This window comes from Curtobacterium subtropicum (assembly GCF_030362975.1).
Lineage (GTDB): Bacteria > Actinomycetota > Actinomycetes > Actinomycetales > Microbacteriaceae > Curtobacterium > Curtobacterium subtropicum.
The window spans coordinates 368,087-387,585 of the sequence record NZ_JAUCMM010000002.1; the positions used below are offsets into that span (position 1 = coordinate 368,087).

A 19,499-nucleotide genomic window follows, 5' to 3' on the forward strand; every position below is an offset into this window, starting at 1 on the left:
TCAGGCCCCGATCTCTCGCTTGGCGGCAGCGCGCTCGACGAGCTGCCGGATGACCGCGATCGCGACGATCACGATGAACAGGAGCACCGACGCGGCGGACGCTGCGCCGAGCCGGTTGTCGGTGAAGCCGACGCCGGTGATGAGCTGCAGCGAGACCTGGGTCGAGATGCCCGGGCCGCCGTTCGTCATCAGGTACACCTGGTCGAAGATCTTCAGCGAGGCGATGATCTGCAGCAGGATCACCAGGGTGGTCGTGCGGCCGAGCAGCGGGAGCGTGATCGACTTGATCTGCTGCCAGTTCGACGCGCCGTCGACGGCCGCGGCCTCGTAGAGCTCGCGGGGGATCTCCTGCAGGCCGGCCAGGTAGAGCACGAAGTTGAAGCCGAGGGTCCACCACACGGTGGCGATCGCGACACCGATCATGGCCGTGTTCGGGCTCGCCAGCACGCCGGCCCCGGGGGTGAGGCCGATCGCCTGCTGGATCGACGCGAAGAGACCGGTCGCCGGCGTGAAGATGAACACCCAGATGAGCGAGATCGTCGCCGACGGCAGGATGAACGGCAGGAAGAACGCCAGGCGGAAGAACCACTGCCCGCGGTTCATCCGGTTCGTCAGCACGGCGAACACGAACGCCAGGATGACCAGCGGCGGGGTCGTGTAGAGCGTGAACTGCAGGGTGTGCCAGAGCGACGACCAGAAGTCGGCGCGTCCGAGCATCTCCGCGTAGTTCGCGAAGCCCGCGAAGCTGCCGAGGCCGGTGCGGACGGTCGAGGTGTTGAAGAAGCTCGTGACGAGCATCCAGACCGTCGGGCCGAGCAGGAAGGCCACGTAGAACAGGCCGAAGGGCGCGAGGAAGAGCCAGCCGGAGCGGCCCTGCCCCCGGTTGGTGGAGTTCACGCGGGGGCGCGTGCCGCGGGTGATCGCGGCGGCGTCCGTGGGTCGGGTGAGAACTGGTGCAGCGGTCACGTCATCGTGCCTTTCGCGCGGTGTTCACGTCGGTCGTCGGGGAGGCGTGCCCGGTCACAGCGGGCTCGGGGTGTTGAGGTAGGTCGACAGCTGGTCCTTGATCGCCGAGAGCGCCTGGGCGGGGGAGCTGCTGCCCTGCTGCACCAGTGCGAGCTGGGCGCCGACGGTGTTCTCGAACGTGGAGCCGGACCCGCCGTACCAGGCCGGGTCGTCGAAGACCGCGGTCTCCGCTGCCGAGGCGTAGTTCGACTGCGGCTTCAGGTCCTTGAACGCGGTGCTGTCGAAGGTGGGCATGTACGCGGGGACGTGTCCGCCCTCGGCCCAGGTCAGGCTCTGCTCGAGCATCTGCTTGATGAAGAGCATGTGCGCCTTGCGCTGCTCGGGCGTCCGGTCCTTCCGCGGCAGGATGAACGTGTGCGAGTCGGCCTGCGTCGCCGGCTTGTCGAACAGCTGCGGGACGGGGACCATGCCGAACTGCAGCCCCTTGATGGACTGCGCGGTGCTGATCTCCCACTCGCCCTGCATGAAGAAGCCCGCCTTGCCGGTGAACATCAGCGTCTGCGCGGTCGCGTAGTCGAGGCCCTTGTTCAGCCAGCCGTTCTGCACCCACTTCTGGGTCATCTCGGTGACCTTGCCGTAGGCGTCCTCGTTCACGGTGAGCTTCGCGCCGCCGTCGCTGATGAACGGCGTCGCCCCGTTGATCTGGTTGTACATCGTCCAGAAGAAGCGCCACGGGGTCGCGACCTCGCTGACGTTCGCGACGTTGAGCGCGGTGCCGCCGGTGACCTTCGCGACCGCGGCGAGGGCGGCTTCGAAGTTCTCGAGGCCGTTGAGGTCCTTGAGCGTGCCGTCGGCGTCGATCAGCCCCGCCTTCTGGCACACCTCAACGTTGTAGAAGAGCACGAAGGGGTGCGTGTCGAGCGGGATGCAGATGTTCTTGCCGTCGGTCTTCTGCGCGGTCCACGCCTTCTGGTTGAAGTCGCTCGCACTCAGGCCGACGCTCGCCAGGTCGTCCTCGGTGATCGGGTCGAGCAGGTCGCCGTCCCAGAGCGGCTTCGCGCGGGTCAGGTGGGCGATCGCGACGTCCGGCGGCTTGTTCCCGACGGTGGCCAGCGTGACCTTCGAGTAGTACGGGTTGCCCCAGGCGAAGGTCGTCGCCTGTAGCGAGGACGGGCCGCCGTGCTGCTTCGCGTAGCCGGCCTCCATCGTCTGCATGCGGACGCCGTCACCACCGCCGAACAGGTTCCAGAAGACGAGGGTCTCGGGGTTGAGCGGGGCACCGGCGACACCGGCGGCGAGCGGGCTCGAGCACGCCGCGAGGGGGAGGACCGCGGCGCCGGCGGCTGCACCGGCGAGCAGGGTCCTGCGGGTGAAGGCACCGCCGCGGGACTGCGGGGTGGGTACGGCTGGTCGGATCGGCATGGCATCACTCCATCGGGACGGGCCGAGCGGAGCGGGTCGTTGCTCCGTGAGCGCTCACAGTAGCGGCACGGTCGGGGGTGCGCCACCCCTTTCGTGAACGTCACGACGCGGGCGCGCCGCCGCTTCCGCATCCGGGCCGGACCCGCTAGCGTTCATCGAGACGTGAGCGCTCACTTTCTTACCGGGTCGATCACGCCGCACCACGAGCCCCTCCGTCGATCAAAGGAGATCCATGCCCCGCACACACCTCGTCCTCGACGCCGCGTTCACCGTGGGGCCGGTGCGCCGTCGCCTGTTCGGTGGGTTCGTCGAGCACCTCGGACGCCACGTCTACGACGGCATCCACGAGCCCGCCCACGAGACCGCCGACGAGCACGGCTTCCGCAAGGACGTCATCGACCTCGTCAAGGAGCTGAACGTCTCGGCGATCCGCTACCCGGGCGGCAACTTCGTCTCCGGCTACAAGTGGGAGGACGGCGTCGGGCCGGTCGAGCAGCGCCCGCGTCGCCTCGACCTCGCCTGGCACTCGACCGAGACCAACGAGGTCGGCCTGCACGAGTTCCAGCACTGGCTCGACGCGGTCGACTCCGAGCTCATGCTCGCCGTGAACCTCGGTACCCGCGGCACGCAGGAGGCCATCGAGCTCCTCGAGTACGCGAACATCGACGCCGGCACCGCGCTCAGCGAGTACCGCCGCTCGAACGGCCGCCAGGAGCCCTTCGCCATCAAGATGTGGTGCCTCGGCAACGAGATGGACGGCCCGTGGCAGCTCGGCCACAAGAACGCCGAGGACTACGGCAAGCTCGCCGCGATGACCGCGAAGGCCATGCGCCAGATCCAGCCTGACCTCGAGCTCGTCGCGTGCGGTTCGTCCGGCGCCTCGATGCCGACGTTCGGCGAGTGGGAGCGCACCGTCCTCGAGCACGCCTACGACGACGTCGACTACATCTCCGCCCACGCGTACTACGAGGAGGAGGGCGACCTGGCCTCGTTCCTCGCCTCGGGCGTGAACATGGACCACTTCATCGACACCGTCACCACCGCCGCCGACCACGTCAAGGCGCACAAGAAGTCGGACAAGCGGATCGACATCTCGTTCGACGAGTGGAACGTCTGGTCGCTCAGCAAGTGGAACGAGCAGCAGAAGACCTTCGAGCTGCACGACTGGCCGGTGGCGCCGCGGCTGCTCGAGGACGTCTACACGGTGGCGGACGCCGTCGTCGTGGGCGGGCTGCTCATCGCGCTGCTGCGCCACGCGGACCGGGTGGCCTCGGCGAGCATCGCGCAGCTCGTCAACGTCATCGGCCCGATCATGACCGAGCCGGGCGGTCCGGCGTGGCGCCAGACGACGTTCTTCCCGTTCTCGGTCACCTCGACGCTCGCGAACGGCACGTCGCTGCAGGTCAAGGCCTCCGGCGACACGGTCGACGGCGGCAAGTACGGCGAGGTGCCGGTCGTCGACTCGGCCGCCACGGTCGAGGACGGCAAGGCCGCGGTGTTCCTGGTGAACCGCCACCAGACCGAGACCACCACCGTGACGATCGACCTTGCGGGCATCGGGGCCGACGGCGACGTCCGCGCCGAGGGCATCTGGGACGACGACGTGCATGCCGTCAACGACCTCGCGGACCGCGAGCGCGTCGGTCTCCGCACGAACGAGACCGTCCGCCGCGAGGGCGACACGATCACGATCGAGCTGCCCCCGGTCTCCTGGACCGCGGTCTCGATCGGCTGAGCCGCCGCCGGCTCCGGCCGGCGCACGAACGCCTCGGCGAGCGCTCCGGTGAGCGTCGAGTGAGCACGGAGGGCACCGGCCCGCGCGAGCGGACCGGTGCCCTTCGCTCGTGTCCGGACCGTGACGGCGTCCGGCGGCCGTCACCGGACGGGAGGCGCCCGGTTGCCCGGCAGTGCCCCTCCCGACCCGGGACGCACCGGACGGGAGGCGCGGCACGGGCCGGTCGCACGCCTCCCGTCCGCCGGTGGGTCAGTCCGCGGACGGCCGCATGTCGTAGGTGACCCAGGGCGTCGCCGCGGCGACCCGGTCGTAGACCGCCCGCGCGGTCGCGTTGTCCTCGGCGGTGATCCACCGGACGACGCTCGCTCCCTCGGCAGCAGCGGTGGTGGCGGCCTCGTGGAGCAGCGCGGTCGCGACGCCGCGGCCCCGGGCGTCGGGTGCCGTGAACAGGTCGTCGAGGTACAGCCCGGTCGTGGCCGACGACGGGCGGGCGAACCGCCGGAGGTCGGCGAACCCGAGCAGGTGGCCGTCGGCGTCCTCGGCGACCAGGCCGCTCAGCCCGTGCGCACCGGTCGACACCCAGTCCCAGGTGGTCCGGACGGCCGCGGGGTCCTCGGGCAGGCGGTAGAACGTGCGGTAGCCGGCGTACAGGTCCTGCCAGGCCTCCGCGTCCGTCGACCGGACCGGACGGACCCGCACCGCCGCGGCACGTGCACGGTCCTTGATCGCCGCGATCACCGCCGACTTGGCGTCGGCGTACGCGTTCGTGTCCTCCCACGACTGCTCCATGAGCGCCCGCTTGGTGTCCTCGTACCGCTGCCGGTCGGTGTCGTCGCGGCGGAGCTGGTCGCGGAGCAGCAGGTAGTCGTCGAGCTCGGGGGCGCCGTGCTCGTAGACGTGCACGTGTGCGTCCCGCTCGGGTGTCCGGACGAGTCGGTGTCCGGGTTCGCGTACCCGGAGCTCGTACCCGGCGTCGAGCAGCGGGGCGAGGTACGCGGCCTCGTCGGTGACGTCCGCCACGGCGACCGCGACGTCGACGATCGGCTTCGCGGCGAGTCCCGGCACGGACGTCGACCCGATGTGCTCGATCGTGACGTGCTGGCCGTCCAGGGCGCGGGCGATCCGTGCACGGTGCTCCTCGTAGCGGGCGGACCAGGCGGGATCGTGGTCCTGGAGCCCGACGGTCAGCGGTTCGGGGCCGCCGACGATGTCCACCTCGGTGACGTCGGGGTGTGCGTGCGCATTGGTGCGGATCCAGTGGTGGAGCAGGGTGTGCCCGTCCGGGTCGACCACGCTGCGCTCGTACCGGCCGCCGGCGTGCTCGATGACCCGACGCGACGCGGGGTTCGTCGCGTCGCAGGTCAGCATCACCTCGGGCAGCCCACGCTCGGCCGCGAGCTCGACGACCTGGGCGAGGGCAGCGGACGCCAGGCCCCGCCCTCGGGCCGACGGACGGACGCCGTACCCGACGTGCCCGCCGTACGCGCGGAGGAAGTCGTTCAGCTCGTGCCGGAGGGCGATGCTGCCGAGGTACTCGTCGCCCTCGACGATCCAGCGGTAGGTGCAGGTGACGTGTCCGGGGCTGGCGGGGACGGTCTCCTCGGCGAGCAGCTGCTCGACCCAGTGCTCGAAGCCCGCCCGGTCCTGCAGCGCAGCGGCGTCGCGGATGCCGGCACCGTCCTGGTGGGCGCCACCCCACTCCTGCAGGGCGCGACGGAAGGACGGGAAGTACTCGGGGGAGGGGGCGACGAGTTCCATCCCGAGATCCTAGGGGTGCTCAGGTCGGTGCTCAGGTCGGCGGCGTGCTCGCGTCAGCGGTAGCGGTAGAAGCCCTCACCCGACTCGACGCCGTACTTGCCGTGGTCGAGGTACTCGGACTGCAGGTACGCCGCCCACGCCTGCGCGCCCGGCTCCGGGGAGGCGCTCGCGATCGCGTGCGCGGTCCGCAGTCCGACGACGTCGTAGATCTGGAACGGGCCGACCGGGGAACCGGTGCCGATCCGCCAGGTCGTGTCGACCGTCTCCGGATCGGCGACCCCGCGGAGCACCAGGCCCGCGGCGGCGTCGAGGAACGGTACGAGCAGCGAGTTGAGCACGTATCCCGGCTGCTCCTTGTGCAGGCGGATCGGCACCATCCCGATCGCTTCGGCGAACGCCGCCACCCGCTCGGACACCTCGGGGTCGGTCTGCTCGGTGCCCATCACCTCGGCGGTGTTCTGCCGCCAGACGTGGTTCGCGAAGTGCAGGGCGAGGAAGCGGTCCGGGCGTCCGGTCGCGTCGGCGATCGCACTCGGCAGCAGGGTCGACGAGTTGGTCGCGAAGACCGTGTGCTCCGGCGCGACCTCGGCGAGGCGTGCGTACACGTCGCGCTTCAGGTCGAGTCGCTCGGGCACCGCCTCGACGACCAGGTCCGCCGCGGCGACGGCGTGCGCGAGGTCGGTGTCGAAGGTGATCCGCGCGACGGCCGCGTCGGCGTCCGGGCGGGCGTCCTGCCCGACGTCGCCGAGGTACTGCTCGACGATGCCGGTGAGCCGCTCACGACCGGCGGCGACCGCGTCCTCGCTGATGTCGTACACGACGACGGGGACGCCGTGTCGAGCGGTCTGGAGGGCGATCTGGGTGCCGAGGACGCCGGCGCCGAGCACGGTCACTGCGCTGAAGGTGGTCATGCGGTCAGTCTGCTCCTGCGTCACGGGAGCGCACGGGTGGCCGCCTGATCCGCCGCGAGCGTCCAGGCCCGCCGGGAGCGCTCAGGCCCGCGGCGGGGGTGCGGTGCTCGCCCGCTCGACCAGGCTGACCGGCACCAGGTCCGTCGAGGTCCGGACGGCCGTTCCCTCGATCTGCGCGAGCAGCGTCGCGACCGCTCGGCGCCCGACCTCGTCGAAGGACTGGTGCACGGTGGTGAGCGGCGGCCAGAACGACTCCGACTCGGGGAAGTCGTCGAAGCCCACGACGCTCAGGCTCTCCGGCACGGCCCGACCGGCCTCGTGCGCGGCCCGGAGCACCCCGAGCGCGGTCTGGTCGTTCACCGCGAAGACGGCGGTGATCTCGGGGCGCGCCGCGATCTCCAGTCCGGCGCGGTGCCCGTCGGCCGTGGACCAGCCGCCGGGGAAGACCGGTGGGACGGCACGACCCGCGCGCTCCAGCGTCTCCCGCCACGCGGACAGTCGGCGTTCGGCGGAGTACGAGGCCGAGGGCCCGGCGACGTGCCAGACGGTCTCGTGCCCGAGGTCGAGCAGGTGCTGTGTGGCGAGCCGCGCACCCTCGGCCTGGTCGATGTCGATCGACGGACGGTCGGTCGTGCCCGTCGAGTCGACCACCACGAGCGGGACACCGCTCGGCAGCACGACCTCGGCCGTGTCGATGATGTGCGACTCGATGACGATCACGACGCCGTCGACCGCCTGCTCGTGCAGCCGCGAGAGTGCGGTGCGGACACCCTCGCCGGTGCGCGACGCCATCGGCAGCAGGGTGATGGTGAAGTCCGCCGCAGCCGCCGCGGCGGAGATGGCCTCGAGCGTGCGCATGTTGCCGAACGAGGCGAGCGTGAACATGATCACGCCGATGGTCCGGAAGCGACCGGACCGCAGTGCCCGCGCCGCGCGGTTCGGGCGGTAGCCGAGGTCGTCCATGGCGCGCTGGACCCGGTCGCGGGTGTCCGGGCTGACGTTGTCGAACCCCCGCGCGACCCGCGACACGGTCTGCATCGAGACGCCGGCGGCATCGGCCACGGCGGCCATCGACGGTGCGCGGCGCGGTGCGGTCAGGTCGGTCGACAACGCTGTTCCCTCCGTTCGGCGTCCTCGAACGCTAGTGCATGTTGACGTTGCCATGCTACGGTGGCGTCGTTCGATGTTGACGTCAACATCGACGTCCTCCGGATCGGTGCCAGCGCAGGCAGGGCACGACCCGATCGCACCGACAGGTGCACGGTCCGGAACCCGAACGCAGCAGACAAGGGAGTCACATGAGCACGCTCGCAGCGCGCCCGGCCGAGGCGGCACCGCCCGCGCGGCCGTCCGCTCGCCGCCCGAAGGTCCGGGGGCGGTACACCGGCTGGCTGTTCGTCGGCCCCTTCGTCGTCGTCCTCGTGGCGATGCTCATCGTGCCGATCGGCTACGCGCTCTGGCTCAGCCTGTTCCGCGACCAGCTCATCGGCGGCAACCAGTTCGTCTGGTTCGCCAACTACGTGCAGCTGTTCCAGGACGCGCAGTTCTGGTCGGGCCTCGGCCGCGTCGCACTGTTCCTCGTCGTGCAGGTCCCGATCATGCTCGGCCTCGCCCTCGTCGCAGCACTCGCGCTCGACAGCGCTCGGCTCTGGGGCACCGGGTTCTTCCGCATCGCGGTGTTCCTGCCCTACGCGGTGCCCGGCGTCGTCGCTGCCCTGATCTGGGGCTTCATCTACGGCAACCAGTTCGGTCTCACCGGCGCCGCGAACAGCGCGCTCGGCATCGACCTGCTCCAGCCGTTCAGCCCGACCTGGGTCCTCACGTCCATCGGCAACGTGGTCACGTGGGAGTTCCTCGGCTACAACATGCTGATCTTCTACGCGGCCCTCCGCGTCGTCCCCGGTGAGCTCTACGAGGCCGCCGAGCTCGACGGCGCCGGCCCGCTGCGCACGGTCTTCTCGATCAAGCTGCCCGCCCTGCGCGGCCCGATGGTCATCGCCACGATCTTCTCGATCATCGGCAGCTTCCAGCTCTTCAACGAGCCGAACCTGCTGAAGACCCTCGCCCCGAACGTCATCGGAAGCGCCTTCACCCCGAACATGTACGCCTACTCGCTGTCCTTCAGCGGCCAGCAGTTCAACTACTCCGCCACCGTCGCCATCGTCATGGGCGTCATCACCGCCGTGATCGCCTACGTCGTCCAGGTCCGCGGAACCCGCCAGGAGAACCGATGAGCACCCTGCAGCACCCCGCGACCGGCCCCGCCGGCGGGACCGGACCGGCCACGGTCACCGAGGCGACCACCACCCAGCGCGACCCGCGCGACCGCGCGACCCGTGCCTCCCGGCCGCTCCGCGCGGGCAAGCCCGTCGACGGGCGCAAGGTGAAGCGCTCCGGTCTCCTGACCGCCGTGATGGTCGTCTTCGTCGTGTACTCGTTCGCCCCGCTGTTCTACCTGCTGGTGAACAGCACGAAGACCCAGGCGTCCCTGCTGTCGACGTTCGGTCTGTGGTTCGGCGGCGACTTCAACCTGTGGCAGAACATCGTCGACACGCTCACCTACAACGACGGCATCTTCATGCAGTGGCTCGGCAACACGCTGCTGTACGTGGTCGTCGGGGCCGGCGGCGCGACCCTGCTCGCCACGGTCGCCGGCTACGGCATGGCGAAGTTCCAGTTCCCCGGCCGCCGCGCGGTCTTCGCGGTCGTCCTCGGCGCGATCGCCGTCCCCGGCACCGCCCTCGCCGTCCCGACCTTCCTGCTCTTCTCGCAGTTCGGCCTGACGAACACCCCGTGGGCGATCATCCTGCCGTCGCTCATCAGCCCGTTCGGCATGTACCTCATCTGGACCTACGCGATCGACGCGATCCCGACCGAGCTCATCGAGGCCGCCCGCATGGACGGCGCCGGCGAGTTCCGGATCTTCTTCACCATCGCGCTGAAGCTCCTCACCCCCGGCGTCGTCACCGTCCTGCTCTTCGCGGTCGTCGCCACCTGGAACAACTACTTCCTGCCGCTCATCATGCTCAGCGACCCGAAGTGGTACCCCCTCACGGTCGGCCTCAACCAGTGGAACGCGCAGGCCACCGGCTCCGGCGCACAGCCGATCTACAACCTCGTCGTCACCGGATCGCTCCTCACGATCATCCCGATCGTGGTCGCGTTCCTCTTCCTCCAGCGCTTCTGGCAGTCCGGCCTCGCGGCCGGGTCCGTCAAGGCCTGACCCAACGGACAGGAGGCACACGGCAGCCCGCCACGCGCCTCCCGACCGGCACACAGCAGCACCACCCAGCCCCAGATCACGAAGAAGTGGAAGGCAATCCATGAACAAGCGTCTCCGGCGCGGGCTCAGCGCCCTCGCCATCGGCGTCACCGCCGCCATCGCGATGACCGCCTGCGCCTCCGGCAGCTCCGCCGGCGGCTCGGCCGACGACATCGACAAGGCCCTGAAGGACGGCGGCACGCTGACCTACTGGTCCTGGACCCCCTCCGCCAAGGAGCAGGTCGCCGCCTTCGAGAAGCAGTACCCGAAGGTGACGGTCAAGCTCGTCAACGCCGGCACCGGCGCCGACCAGTACACGAAGCTGCAGAACACGATCAAGGCCGGCTCGGGTGCGCCCGACGTCGCCCAGGTCGAGTACTACGCGCTGCCGCAGTTCGCCCTGTCCGACTCGCTCGTCGATCTGTCGTCGTACGGGTTCGGCGACCTCGAGAGCAAGTTCTCGAAGGGCACCTGGAGCAACGTCGCCATGGACGGCAAGGTCTACGGGCTGCCGCAGGACTCGGGCCCCATGGCGCTGTTCTACAACAAGAAGGTCTTCGACGAGTACGGCATCGAGGTGCCGTCGACGTGGGACGAGTACATCGCGGCGGCCAAGAAGCTGCACGAGGCCGACCCGTCGAAGTACATCGCGGCGGACTCCGGTGACGCCGGCTTCACCACGAGCATGATCGCCCAGGCCGGTGGCACCCCGTTCACGACCGACGGCGACAAGATCACCATCGACCTGCACGACGCCGGCTCGCAGAAGTGGGCGAAGACCTGGGACCAGCTCGTCGAGCAGGGCCTGCTGTCGAAGACCACCGGCTGGACCGACGACTGGTACAAGCAGCTCGGCAACGGCGAGATCGCCACGATGGTCACCGGCGCCTGGATGCCCGGCAACCTGATGGCCAGCGTGCCGGACGCCAAGGGTGACTGGCGCGTCGCCCCGATGCCGACCTACGACGGCGGCAAGGCCCAGACTGCCAGCAACGGCGGCAGCTCCGAGGTCGTCATGAAGCAGTCGAAGAACCCGGCCCTGGCCGCCGGCTTCCTCAAGTGGCTGAACTCGTCTGAGGAGTCCACGAAGGTCTTCATGCAGTCCGGCGGCTTCCCGTCGACCACCGCCGACCTCGACTCGAGCTCGTTCCTGAACGAGACGCCGGAGTACTTCGGCGGCCAGGACATCAACAAGGTCCTCGTCGACGCCTCGAAGACCTCGGCGAACGACTTCACCTACCTGCCGTACCAGGTGTACGCGAACAGCGTCTACGCCGACACCGTCGGCCAGGCGTACCAGAACGGCACCTCGCTCGAGAGCGGTCTCGAGGCCTGGCAGAAGGTCCTCGTGAAGTACGGCAAGGACCAGGGCTTCACGGTCGAGAGCAAGTAACACCCGCGTTCCCCACACCCCGGGGCCGTGCGGACACCACGTCCGCACGGCCCCGTCGTACGAGAGAGACACACCATGCGCTTCGCCATCGGCGACTCCGACTTCCTGCTCGACGGCGAGCCGCACCGGGTCCTGTCCGGCGCGATCCACTACTTCCGCGTGCACCCGGACCTCTGGCAGGACCGCATCCGCAAGGCGCGGCTGATGGGCCTCAACACCATCGAGACCTACGTCGCCTGGAACGCGCACGCGCCCCAGCCGGGGACCTTCAGCCTCGAGGGCGGACTCGACCTCGGCCGCTTCCTCGACCTCGTCGCCGCCGAGGGCATGCACGCCATCGTCCGCCCCGGGCCCTACATCTGCGCCGAGTGGTCGAACGGCGGCCTGCCGTACTGGCTCTTCGCCGACGGCACCGTCGGGGTCCGGCGGAACGAGCCCGGGTTCCTGGCCGCCGTGCGCGACTACCTCGAGCAGCTCGCGCCGGTCCTCGTGCCGCGGCAGATCGACCAGGGCGGGCCGATCGTGCTCGTGCAGGTCGAGAACGAGTACGGCGCGTACGGCTCGGACGCGTCCTACCTGCGTGCGCTCGAGCAGATGCACCGCGACATCGGGCTGACCGTCCCGTTCACGAGCGTCGACCAGCCGATGGGCACCATGCTCGAGGACGGGTCGCTGCCCTCGTTGCACAAGACCGGCTCCTTCGGGTCGCGGTCCACGGAACGGCTCGAGCGACTCCGCCGGGCACAGCCGACCGGACCGCTGATGTGCTCGGAGTTCTGGGACGGCTGGTTCGACAGCTGGGGCGAGCACCACCACACCACACCCGCTGCGGCCTCGGCGACGGACCTCGACGACCTGCTCGCCGCCGGCGGCTCGGTGAACATCTACATGTTCCACGGCGGCACGAACTTCGGCTTCACGAACGGCGCCAACGACAAGGGTGTGTACCGACCGATCGCGACGTCGTACGACTACGACGCGCCGCTCGACGAGGCCGGTCGGCCCACGCCGAAGTTCCACGCCTTCCGGTCGGTGATCGAGCGGTACGCCCCCGTCCCGCCGCTGCCGGCGTCGATGGAGCCCGGTGGGTCGGGCGTGCTGGGCGAGCCGGGTGCGTCCGTGGGGCCGGGTTCGTCCGTCACGTCGGGTGCGTCCGTCGTGTCGGGTGGCGGCTTGGAGGCTCGTCCCGCGTCCGCCGCGGACGTCGCCGTCCGGCTCGACCGCGTCGCGCCCCTGCGCACCCTGCTGCCTGCGCTCGCGGCGTGGTCCACGCACGACGAGCCGCCGACCTTCGACACCCTCGGCGCAGCCAGCGGCTTCGTGCTGTACCGGACCGAGGTCGACCTGCCGGACGGCGGCGTCCTGACCGTCGGCACCGAGGTCCGCGACCGGGCGGTCGTGTCCGTGGACGGCGTCGTCGTCGGCGTCCTGGAGCGCGAGCACCACGACCGTGCGATCGCGCTCCCGCCGGTGACCGGCACGCTGGAGCTCCTCGTCGAGGACCAGGGGCGCGTCGACTACGGGCCGCGCATCGGCGAGCCGAAGGGGCTGATCGGGGGAGTGGCGGTCGACGGTGTGCCGCTCGCCCGGTGGTCGGCGTCCCCGCTCGCGCTCGACCCGATCGCACCCGCTGCGCTCGACCAGCTCGCCGCGCTGGCGACGTCCGACGGCGACGTGCTCGCCGGCCCGGTGCTCGCCGCGGGGTCGTTCGACCTGTCGTCCACCGAGGACCGGTACCTGTCGCTCGACGGCTTCCGCAAGGGCGTCGCGTGGGTGAACGGGTTCTGCCTCGGGCGGTACTGGTCGCGGGGACCCCAGAAGACCCTGGCCGTGCCGGGGCCGGTGCTCCGGAGCGGTCGGAACGAGGTCGTCGTGTTCGAACTGCACGCGTCGGCGTCCCGCTCGGTGTGCATGCTCCTCGGGCCCGACCTGGGCCACACCGAGGCGTAGCGGGGGCGGCCGGCCGTCGTCCGAGCGCTGGTCCGTCTCGCACTCGGCCGTCCCGCCCCGCGTCCGTTCCGCCGAAGCGACAGTCTCACGCCGAACATCGGGCGGAGACTGTCGCTCTCGCGGAGTTCCCGTCGGGGTGACGCCGCGGAGCCGGGCCTCGCGGGGGAGCGCGGAGGGTCAGGCGCGGCGTCAGGCGTCGAGGGCGTCGAGGTCGTCCAGGGCACGGCGCGCGTCGGCGATGCGGTCGGCCTCGGGTCGGGTCCACCACTCGGGCCCGCGCTCGCCGAGGCCGTGCTTCGCCAGGCCGTTGCGCTGCCGTGCCGCCGCGAGGGCCTCGTCGTCGCCCACGCGCTTCGCGGTCCGCACGGCGTTGCGTCCGCGGCCCAGGTGCGAGCGGAGGGCGGCGGCGAGCTCCTCGGGCAGCGCGGGGTCGGTGCGGCGCCACCGTCGGCCGTCGACGACGAAGAAGTGGTCGTCGGGCTCGGCGGTCATGGCACCGAGTCTGCACCGTCGACCGTGCGTAGGGTGGATCGGTGGCTCCCTTCCTCCGCGTCCCGCGCCCGGTCCGACAGGGGGCCGTCTCGATCGCGTACGGGGCGGAGACGACGCTCCGTCGGGCACTCTCCGCGGTGGCCGAGCGCGTCGGGTGGCGCCCGGCGCTCCTGCCGTACTCCGGGTACGCGAGCCCCGAGGGTGCCCGAGTCCTCGCCCGCGTCGTGCTCGCACCGGCCGGGGTCGACCCCGCCGCCCGTCGTGGCATCGCTGCGTGGCGGCGCCTGCTGACCCTGGAGTGCCCGGACACCGAGGTCCGTGTCGAGTTCGCCGGCACGACCACGGTCGTGGCGAGCGACCCGGCAGGCCTGGTGGACGTCACGGTGCCCGTGCACGCACCACTCGGCGACGGTCCGGTGGACGCGAGGCTGTCCGTCGGCCGTCGCGTCGCCGTCCGCGTCCCGGTCCACGTCGTCACCGGAGGGCACGGCGTCGTGTGCGACATCGACGACACCGTGTGGGTGACCGGGATCGGCCACCCGCTGCAGGCGGCACGGCGAACACTGTTCGGCACGAGCTCGACCCGCGAAGCGGTGCCCGGCATGGCGGCTCTCGTCCACGAGGCGGCACGGAGTCAGCGGGGGGCCGCCGTCGTGTACCTCAGCAACGGTCCCTGGAACTTCGCCGGGGTCGTGACACGCTTCCTGCGGAAGAAGGGCTTCCCGGCGGGCGCCGTGCTGATGACCGACTGGGGCGTCGAGCCGACCCGCTGGTTCCGGGACGGCCGGGCGCACAAGCGGTCTTCGCTCGTGCGCCTGCACGAGGACCTGCCCGAGGTGTCCTGGGTCCTCGTCGGCGACGACGGCGAGCACGACCCGGAGCTCTACGAGGCGTTCGCCCGCGCCCACCCGGCGTCGGTCGACGCGATCGCGCTGCGCCAGGTCGCACCCGACGCCCCGGTGGTCGACGACGCGACCGACGTCGCCGGCGTCCCCGTCGTCCGCGGTCGCGACGGACATGCGCTCCTGCCCCTGCTCCGTGCTGCGCTGGGTGGGCGGCGGAGCCCGTAGCGTCGGTGGTCGGCGGTAGACAGGTGCCGATGACGGAACCACGCGTGCGCCCCATGCTCGACGTCAAGCGGATCTACGCCGAGGACGCCGCCCTCGAGCTCCCTCGTGGACAGGAGGTGCTCGGGCGGTGGCCCGACGCCGAGATCGTGCCGGTGGCGTCGCACTGGAACATCCCCGAGGTGCACGGTGACGAGCGGAACGTGCAGCGCTGGGTCCGGATCAAGACCGAAGCGCTGGTGCTCGGCGTGAAGAAGTCGCTCGTCACCCGACCGAACGGGCGCTCCGCGGACTTCATCGCCCCCTCGACCGCGAACGGCTGCGCGATGGCGTGCGCCTACTGCTACGTGCCACGGCGCAAGGGCTACTCGAACCCGGTGACGGTCTTCGCGAACATCGAGCAGATCACCAAGCACGTCGCGCGGAACATCGCGAAGCAGGGACCGAAGACCGAGCCGAACCAGTGCGACCCGGACGCCTGGGTCTACGACATCGGCGAGAACAGCGACTGCTCCGTCGATGCGATGATCAGCGACAACGTGCGCGACCTCTGCGACCTCTTCCGGATGACGCCCACGGCCAAGGCGTCCTTCGCGACGAAGTACGTCAATCGCGACCTGCTCGACTGGGACCCGATGGGTCGCACGCGCATCCGGTTCTCGCTCATGCCCCACGAGACCGCGAAGGTCACCGACATCCGCACGAGCCCGATCGCCGAGCGCATCGCCGCAGTGAACGACTTCGTCGACGCGGGGTACGAGGTGCACCTCAACTTCTCGCCGGTCATCCTCACGCCGACGTGGGAGTCCGACTGGGCCGAGCTGCTGCGGCAGGTCGACGACGTGCTGTCACCCGCGGCCAAGGCGCAGCTCGCGGCCGAGGTGATCTTCCTGACCCACAACCAGCCGCTGCACGAGGTCAACCTCGGCTGGCACCCGAAGGCCGAGGACCTGCTCTGGCGCCCGGACCTGCAGGAGCAGAAGGTCTCGCAGAACGGCGCCGTCAACGTGCGCTACCGGTCCGGCATGAAGGGACAGCTGGTCGAGCGGTTCCGCGAGCTCGTGGCCGAGCACCTGCCGTCCTGCCGCATCCGCTACGCCTTCTGAACCGCCTCGGCCGAGCGGATGCGGCGCGCACGACCGCGCCGGACACAGCGAACGCCCGCACCGACGAGCGGTACGGGCGTCAGCGGTGGTCGACGATCACTTGCCGTCGAACGCGTCCTTGGCCTTCTCCTTGTCGAGGCGACCCTCGCCCATGACCTGGTCCTTCTGGCCCTGGTGGGTGAGCTCCGCATCGTCGGTCTTCTTGCCGACGGCCTCCTCGACCTTGCCGACGACCTTCTGCGTGACGTCCTTGGCCTTGTCTCCGAGCGACATGGTGTCTTCCTTCCTCCGGGAACCGCCGAGGGTCCCCGGCGCCTGTGGAACCGAGACAACCACGCCGCTTCGGCAGGCTCGCGGCCCGGTCGGAGGTTCGTGTACCCCGACCGGGTCGACCGGGGTACGACTACGGGACGAGCCGCTCGGCGCGGTACCGGTCGAACAGGTCGGTGAACGCCCGCTCGGTCCGTCGGAACGCGGTGAACCCGGCGTCACGGCTCTTGCCCATGTCGGTGACGACCTCCATGGCGCGACCGAGGTCGGCGTCGGTGTGCCACCACGACGCCAGTCGCGTGATGTCCGACTCGACCAGTCCGTACCGCTCGGCGATGCCGGCCCACGCACCCTCGTGCGGGGTCATCTGCTCCTCGAGCGGCCGCGGGCGGTCCTGGTAGCCCACCACCCGAGCCGGGTCGACGCCCAGGTGCGCGGCGAGCCGCGGCCACATCCACCGCCACCGGAAGACGTCGCCGTTCACCACGTTGAAGGGCTCGTCGGCGCCCTCGGGGTTGGTGGCCGCCCAGACCATGTGCTCGGCGAGGATGCCGGCGTCGGTCATGTCCGTCAGGCCGTTCCACTGCGCCTCGCTGCCCGGGAACACGAAGTCGAGGCCGAGCTCCTTCGCCAGGGTGGCCTGCACGGCGATGGTGAGGCCCATGTTCATGGCGTTGCCGACCGCGTGGCCGATCACCGTGTGCGAGCGGTGCACCGACCAGGTGAACCCCTGGCGCTCGGCAGCGGCGAAGAGCTCGTCCTCCTGCGCGTAGTAGAAGTTCGGGGTGTCGAGGCGCGGCTCCTCCTCGTGGAAGGGCGTGTCCGGCATCTCGCCCGCGGCGTACGCCTCGAACGGGCCGAGGTAGTGCTTCAGGCCGGTGACCAGGGCGACGTGCTCCAGCGGCGCGTGGGCAAGGGCGGCGAGCAGGTCGCGCACCATCCCGCCGTTGACGCGGATGTTCTCGGCCTCGGTCTCCTGCCGCTGCCACGCGGTGAAGAACACGTGTGTCGGCCGTTCGTCCGCGAGCGCGGTGGTCAGGGAGCCCGGGTCGCGGAGGTCGGCAGCGACGGTGCGCACACCGTCGCGGGCGAGCGGACGCCGGGAGAGCGCGGTCACGTCCCACCCGAGCGCGAGCAGGTGGTCGACGAGGGCGGAGCCGGTGATGCCGCTGGCCCCCACGACGAGGGCTCCGGGGCGGGCAGGGGTCGGTTCGGTGGTGTTCGTCATCGTGGTGGTGCAACGTACACGCGCGACACGTGTTCCCTACCGGGGGCGGCGGATCCGGATCGGGCCCTTCGCGGTCGACGGGTCGACGACGTTCCCGTTCTGGGTGATCTCGACCTCGCCCCGGGCGACCATGCGACGCGCTGCCCGTCGTGCGGGTTCCATCAGGGGCCGCCAGTCGTCGGGTTCGAGGGACCGTGCGACCTCGGACGGGCAGATGCTCGAGGACCGCGAGCGCGCGGCGAGCAGTTCGTCGATCCGCTGTTCGAGGGCGCGGTCCGTGGCGTCCACGCCGTGCTTCCGGCAGGCTGCCGAGCACCACTTCGCGTCGGGGGAGGCCGACGACGGCATCCGCCGACCGCACGACGCGCAGGTGCGTTCCGCGTGTGTCAGTTCCGACGCCGAGGCGTCTGCGGCGGTCCGGATCGCTCGTCCCATGGGCACCATCCTCGTCCTGCGTTCCGACACGACCCACAGCCCAGGCTCGGCTGGCACGATCGGAGCGGTGAACGACGACGACACCACCCCCGTCCGTCCCGCCGAACCCGCGTGGGTCGAGCACGCGATGTGGTGGCACGTGTACCCGCTCGGCGCGGTCGGTGCCGAGGTCCGTCCGTCGACCCCGGTCGACGACCGCCCGGTCGAACACCGCCTCCAGCGGCTCGTACCGTGGCTCGACCACGTGGTGGACCTCGGGCTGAACGGGCTGCTGCTCGGTCCGGTCTTCGCATCCTCGACGCACGGCTACGACACGGTGGACCACTTCCGGATCGATCCGCGGCTCGGCGACGAGTCCGACCTCGCCGCGCTCGTGTCCGCGGCGCACGAGCGCGGGATCCGCGTGGTGCTCGACGGGGTCTTCAACCACGTCGGACGCGAGCACCCGGCGTTCCGAGCCCTCGAGGAGCAGGGGCCCGGTGCCCCGACCGCCGAGCTGTTCGCGGTGGAGCGGTCCGGGTGGCAGGCCGGTGACCCCGTGCCGGTGCGTGACTTCGAGGGGCACGACATCCTCGTCGCCCTCGACCACGACGGTCGGGCAGCGGAGGACCTGGTCGTCGAGGTGATGACGTACTGGCTCGACCGTGGGATCGACGGGTGGCGGCTCGACGCGGCCTACGCCGTACCACCGTCGTTCTGGGCACGGGTGCTGCCCCGGGTGCGCGAGCGCTTCCCGGACGCATGGTGGAGCGGTGAGGTCATCCACGGGGACGCTGCCGCGATCGTGCAGGCGTCGACGATGGACTCGACCACGCAGTACGAGCTGTGGCAGGCCGTCTGGCACGGCATCGCCGACCGGAACTGCTTCGAGCTCGCCCACGCCGTCGAGCGCCACGACGCCCTGCTCCCCGCGTTCGTGCCCACGACCTTCGTCGGCAACCACGACGTCACCCGCATCGCGAGCGCGGTGGGGGAGCGGTTCGCCGGCCACGCCGCAGCGGTGCTGTTCACCGTCGCGGGGACGCCGGTCGTGTACGCGGGCGACGAGTACGGCTGGACGGCGGTCAAGGAGGAGCGCGAGGGCGGCGACGACGCCGTCCGCCCGGAGCTCCCGGCGGCCCCGCCCGCGCCGACCGGTCTGACCCACGTGCACGAGGCCCTGATCGCCCTGCGGCGGCGGAACCCCTGGCTGCACCGCGCGCACACCGACGTGGTGCACCTGACCAACACCGCGGTGGTGCTGCGGACGGCGACGGCGGACGCGGCGGTGGTGACCGCCCTGAACCTGGCGGACGACCCGGTCGAGGTGCCCGCGGCCGACGCGACGCGGGTCGAGGCGGGCGGTGGCGACCTGCGGGACGGGACCCTGCGCCTCCCGGCCGCCGGGTGGGCCGTCCTGACGGCCTGACGCTCCCACGTACAGAACGAGACTCGGGCTGGGTGACCGTTCTCGCACCGATCGGCGCGAGATGTGTCGCTCAGCCCGAGTCTCGGGGCAGGAGAG

Annotated in this window: 17 protein-coding genes; 8 read left to right on the forward strand and 9 right to left on the reverse strand. The window is 70.9% G+C overall.

The window, feature by feature from the left end:
- Both QUG98_RS04895 and QUG98_RS04900 read right to left on the reverse strand, forming a co-directional pair.
- Positions 1-966 carry a carbohydrate ABC transporter permease gene (locus QUG98_RS04895; RefSeq protein ID WP_289469497.1) on the reverse strand — a complete coding sequence of 322 codons (966 nt, stop codon included), beginning with the start codon at positions 964-966 and terminating at the stop codon, positions 1-3.
- 54 nt (positions 967-1,020) lie between these two features.
- Positions 1,021-2,388, reverse strand: a complete 1,368-nt coding sequence (locus QUG98_RS04900; RefSeq protein WP_289469498.1) for an extracellular solute-binding protein — start codon at positions 2,386-2,388, stop codon at positions 1,021-1,023.
- A gap of 232 nt (positions 2,389-2,620) precedes the next feature.
- Between QUG98_RS04900 and arfA the strand changes: the two genes are divergently transcribed.
- Positions 2,621-4,123, forward strand: coding sequence for an arabinosylfuranosidase ArfA (gene arfA, locus QUG98_RS04905; protein WP_289469499.1), 1,503 nt, complete (start codon positions 2,621-2,623; stop codon positions 4,121-4,123).
- Between the two features lie 249 nt (positions 4,124-4,372).
- Here the strand turns inward: arfA and QUG98_RS04910 are convergent, their stop codons facing one another.
- From QUG98_RS04910 to QUG98_RS04920, 3 genes are all read right to left on the reverse strand, one after another.
- Entirely contained in the window at positions 4,373-5,881 is a 1,509-nt protein-coding gene (locus QUG98_RS04910; RefSeq protein WP_289469500.1) for a GNAT family N-acetyltransferase, read from the reverse strand.
- Between the two features lie 53 nt (positions 5,882-5,934).
- Entirely contained in the window at positions 5,935-6,792 is an 858-nt protein-coding gene (locus QUG98_RS04915; protein WP_289469501.1) for a 3-hydroxyacyl-CoA dehydrogenase, read from the reverse strand.
- Positions 6,793-6,873: 81 nt separating this feature from the next.
- Complete coding sequence (locus tag QUG98_RS04920; RefSeq protein ID WP_289469577.1) at positions 6,874-7,863, reverse strand: LacI family DNA-binding transcriptional regulator; 990 nt, start codon at positions 7,861-7,863, stop codon at positions 6,874-6,876.
- A 227-nt stretch (positions 7,864-8,090) separates the two neighbouring features.
- Here QUG98_RS04920 and QUG98_RS04925 point away from each other — a divergent pair, with 227 nt between their 5' ends.
- The 4 genes from QUG98_RS04925 (at position 8,091) to QUG98_RS04940 (ending at position 13,397) form a co-directional block, all read left to right on the forward strand.
- Positions 8,091-9,026: a carbohydrate ABC transporter permease gene (locus QUG98_RS04925; protein ID WP_137767941.1), complete on the forward strand. Its 936-nt coding sequence runs from the start codon at positions 8,091-8,093 to the stop codon at positions 9,024-9,026.
- Positions 9,023-10,015 (forward strand): carbohydrate ABC transporter permease, encoded by a 993-nt coding sequence (locus QUG98_RS04930; RefSeq protein ID WP_289469502.1) that lies wholly within the window; start codon positions 9,023-9,025, stop codon positions 10,013-10,015. The genes QUG98_RS04925 and QUG98_RS04930 overlap by 4 nt, the downstream gene beginning before the upstream one ends.
- A gap of 100 nt (positions 10,016-10,115) precedes the next feature.
- Positions 10,116-11,447 (forward strand): ABC transporter substrate-binding protein, encoded by a 1,332-nt coding sequence (locus QUG98_RS04935; RefSeq protein WP_289469503.1) that lies wholly within the window; start codon positions 10,116-10,118, stop codon positions 11,445-11,447.
- 75 nt (positions 11,448-11,522) lie between these two features.
- Entirely contained in the window at positions 11,523-13,397 is a 1,875-nt protein-coding gene (locus QUG98_RS04940) for a glycoside hydrolase family 35 protein (protein WP_289469504.1), read from the forward strand.
- 189 nt (positions 13,398-13,586) lie between these two features.
- Here QUG98_RS04940 and QUG98_RS04945 read toward each other — a convergent pair whose 3' ends face one another.
- On the reverse strand, positions 13,587-13,889 hold the full coding sequence (locus QUG98_RS04945; protein ID WP_289469505.1) for a biopolymer transporter Tol: 303 nt from the start codon (positions 13,887-13,889) through the stop codon (positions 13,587-13,589).
- Between the two features lie 41 nt (positions 13,890-13,930).
- Between QUG98_RS04945 and QUG98_RS04950 the strand changes: the two genes are divergently transcribed.
- Both QUG98_RS04950 and QUG98_RS04955 read left to right on the forward strand, forming a co-directional pair.
- Positions 13,931-14,959, forward strand: a complete 1,029-nt coding sequence (locus QUG98_RS04950) for a phosphatase domain-containing protein (RefSeq protein ID WP_289469506.1) — start codon at positions 13,931-13,933, stop codon at positions 14,957-14,959.
- Between the two features lie 29 nt (positions 14,960-14,988).
- Entirely contained in the window at positions 14,989-16,062 is a 1,074-nt protein-coding gene (locus QUG98_RS04955; RefSeq protein WP_289469507.1) for a spore photoproduct lyase family protein, read from the forward strand.
- A gap of 96 nt (positions 16,063-16,158) precedes the next feature.
- On the opposite strand, the gene QUG98_RS04960 is transcribed toward QUG98_RS04955, so the two are convergent.
- The 3 genes from QUG98_RS04960 to QUG98_RS04970 form a co-directional block, all read right to left on the reverse strand.
- Positions 16,159-16,335, reverse strand: coding sequence for a CsbD family protein (locus QUG98_RS04960; protein ID WP_152999032.1), 177 nt, complete (start codon positions 16,333-16,335; stop codon positions 16,159-16,161).
- Between the two features lie 130 nt (positions 16,336-16,465).
- Positions 16,466-17,560 (reverse strand): SDR family oxidoreductase, encoded by a 1,095-nt coding sequence (locus tag QUG98_RS04965; RefSeq protein WP_289469508.1) that lies wholly within the window; start codon positions 17,558-17,560, stop codon positions 16,466-16,468.
- A gap of 36 nt (positions 17,561-17,596) precedes the next feature.
- Positions 17,597-17,995 carry a DUF3253 domain-containing protein gene (locus QUG98_RS04970; RefSeq protein WP_289469509.1) on the reverse strand — a complete coding sequence of 133 codons (399 nt, stop codon included), beginning with the start codon at positions 17,993-17,995 and terminating at the stop codon, positions 17,597-17,599.
- A gap of 127 nt (positions 17,996-18,122) precedes the next feature.
- Here QUG98_RS04970 and QUG98_RS04975 point away from each other — a divergent pair, with 127 nt between their 5' ends.
- The gene (locus QUG98_RS04975; protein WP_289469578.1) at positions 18,123-19,403 is read left to right on the forward strand and encodes an alpha-amylase family glycosyl hydrolase; all 1,281 of its coding nucleotides are present in this window, start codon (positions 18,123-18,125) and stop codon (positions 19,401-19,403) included.
- Positions 19,404-19,499 lie beyond the last annotated feature (96 nt).